Origin of the sequence: Hyphomonas sp. UBA3601, assembly GCF_002375605.1 — a bacterium.
GTDB lineage: Bacteria > Pseudomonadota > Alphaproteobacteria > Caulobacterales > Hyphomonadaceae > Hyphomonas.
In genome coordinates, this window is record NZ_DFME01000108.1 from 3,694 (window position 1) to 6,415 (window position 2,722).

The following is a 2,722-nucleotide window of genomic DNA, read 5'->3' on the forward strand; positions in this document are numbered from 1 at the left end:
TGCTGGTTCATGATGCGGCGCGTGACGGCGTCCGCCCCGCGGTCAGAACCCGCCAGCAGGCCTGTCCCGCAGATCACGATGTCCTGCTCGGACAGCTTGGCCTCCCGCGCCTCAACCAAATCCGATTCCGGATCATACTGGTCGAGGATCAGATGCGCATTGTTGCCGCCGAAACCGAAATTGCTGATAGCTGCGCGGCGAATTCCGTTACGCGGCTCCCACGGTGCGGCCTCCCCCAGAACTTTCATACCGTTCCGGCTAGCAACTTCGATCAGGTTACCTCTAATCGGTGTAGGCGGCAGGGCTTCGCGCTTGAACGCTTCGGTCAGCTTGAGCAGGCTGGCCAGGCCCGCCGCCGTGATGAGATGCCCTGTATTGGCCTTCAGGGATCCGATGGCGAGATTTTTGTTGCCTGCGAACATGTCCGCAGATGCCTGCACCTCGACACCGTCACCAGTCGGCGTGCCGGTCGCATGGCATTCCAGATAGGACACGCTCTTCGGATCCACGCCCGCCATTGTGTATGCGCGCGTCATGGCTTCAGTCTGGCCCTCGCCGGACGGGGCGAGCAAACCCTTGCGCCGACCATCATTCGAGAGGCCGATGCCCCGAATAACACCGTGAACGACATCCTTCTTCTTCACATCAGACAGACGTTTCAGGACAACCGAGACCGCTCCTTCAGATGGCACTAATCCGTCTGCGCCCTTCACGAAGGGTCGTGACTGGCCGGTCGGGCTGAGTGCCTTCAACGCCTCGAACCCGATATGGAGGATCAGATTGTCGGCCGCGTTGACGCCGACAACGACGGCGCAATCAATCGCCTGCGATTGAAGCCGTCGACAGGCGATCTCCAGCGCATAGAGCGATGAGGCGCACGCCGCATCAAGCGAGAATGCTGGACCGGACAGGCCGAGCGTCTGAGCGATCAGTTGGGGCGGAAGAGAAGCATTGAACGTCGCAAGCGGTTCCGAAAGCGCCTGCCCCGCCCAATGGCGTGCGGCATAGTCTGCATGCGCCGCGCTTGGGTAGGAAAGATTGGCCACAAAGACACCTGCGCGGCCCTTTCGGACCTTCGGACGACGTGCGTTGCTCCACGCATCCAACGCGGCATGAACGGACCAGGCGCAAACCGGGTCGATCCTGGCCGCTGCGCGCCACGCTTCCGGAATACGATCCTCATCGAAGATATCCTCGAATCCTTGCACCGTTCCGGATACATAGTTTCGGGAAGCTGCATCTGCTTCCGAAAGCCCAAGCCGCTCAGAAGGCACCGGGCCGTAGACCACGCGCTTGTCAAAGACGAGATCGCCAAGCTCCGCCGGGCTCATGGCCCCCGGCAGCACGCAGCCCTGGCCGACAATAGCAATCGGCTCAAATCGGCAATCACCCGTCATCCTGCCCACTCATCCCCGATCAATAGCTCGATTTCTTGCCTGTCTCCCTGAAGAATCTGGTCAGCAAAGATGCGCGCGCCATCCTGAAGGCCAATCAACGAAATGCCGCGTGTTGCGAAATGTCCCGCCAGTGTTGCGTCGACCATGCCGCCATCCCAAGGGCCCCAACAGAAACTCTTGACGATCGCGGCGGGCAGTTGCGTTGCGAGCTTCCGCGCAACGGCGCCAAGCCAGGCATTGGCCATCGCATAGTCGCTCTGCCCCGTATTGCCGAATACGGCGGAGGCGGACGAAAACAGGCCGACATGGCGCAGCTGCGAAAGGTCGATAGCGGCGATCAGGTTTGCCAAGCCTTCGACCTTCGGCCCGAAGACATATTCCACATCTTCTCGCGTCTTCTTCAGGGCAAGCCCATCTGCCAGCACCCCTGCCCCATGCACGAGGCCAGTAATCGGCCCGCACTCAGCCGTAATATTCTGAACGGCGGCGAGAACGCTGTCGCGATTCGACATGTCTACCTGCAAATAGACAGCCCCCGCCCCTGCCGCCGCGATGGCGTCCAGTGTGTGACGAATTTCCTGTCCTGCCAGCAGCGCGCGCGCCTGACGATCAATGGAAGGCAAGGCAGGCTTTTCGCCGCGCGCCTTGGCTGCGGAGATCAGCGCACCCCGGACAAGTTTCACGTCGCTTGTTGGCTGCAATCCTTCTGGCCAGGGCGTGATGCCAGACCGGCCCGCAAGAACAAAGGTCGCCCCCGCTTGCCGACGCGCCAGTTCGGATACGCATGCTGCGGTCACACCGCGCGCGCCGCCCGGTACGAACCAGACATTCGTATCTGTTGGAGCTGCCTGCACGAGCCCAGGTGCAGTACCGATCTCCATCACCGAAGCACCCGCCGCATCGAGATCTGCCTCGGGAGCATTGGAGGCGATCGCGCCAAGTACCAGTTCAGCCTGTGCGTTCAGCGACGCGCCAGCAGGAAGTGACCAGGTTACAATCGACCGATCAGGCCACTCCTGACGAAGTGTGCGGGAGAGGCCTTTCAGACCGGAAGTGTACGCAAAGTCGCCAGCGCCCGCATACTCCAAAATCACAATCCGAACACCGCTCGCATATAGCCGCTTGCAAATGTCCAGAACCTGCCAGTGTCGTTCCGTTACCGGCAAATGCGAAAGGCCTTCGGTTACGATCACCGTTTGAACACCCTGAACGCTCTCGCCCAGAAGGCCCGCCTGACCCCCTCGTCCGGTGAGCGCCTGAACCAATTCGGTTGCGATCTCCGATGCCCTAGCCGTCACAGCAAACGGTCCCCATGCTGAAAGCTC

General features: G+C 61.1%; 2 protein-coding genes. Both read right to left on the reverse strand.

The annotated features are described in order from the left end of the window. On the reverse strand, positions 1–1,397 hold a 1,397-nt coding region (locus B4F73_RS11045; RefSeq protein ID WP_290483269.1), incomplete at its 3' end, for a polyketide synthase. Further along, a partial coding sequence (locus B4F73_RS11050) for an SDR family oxidoreductase (protein ID WP_290483270.1) occupies positions 1,394–2,722 on the reverse strand: 1,329 nt, incomplete at its 5' end. The genes B4F73_RS11050 and B4F73_RS11045, both read right to left, overlap by 4 nt.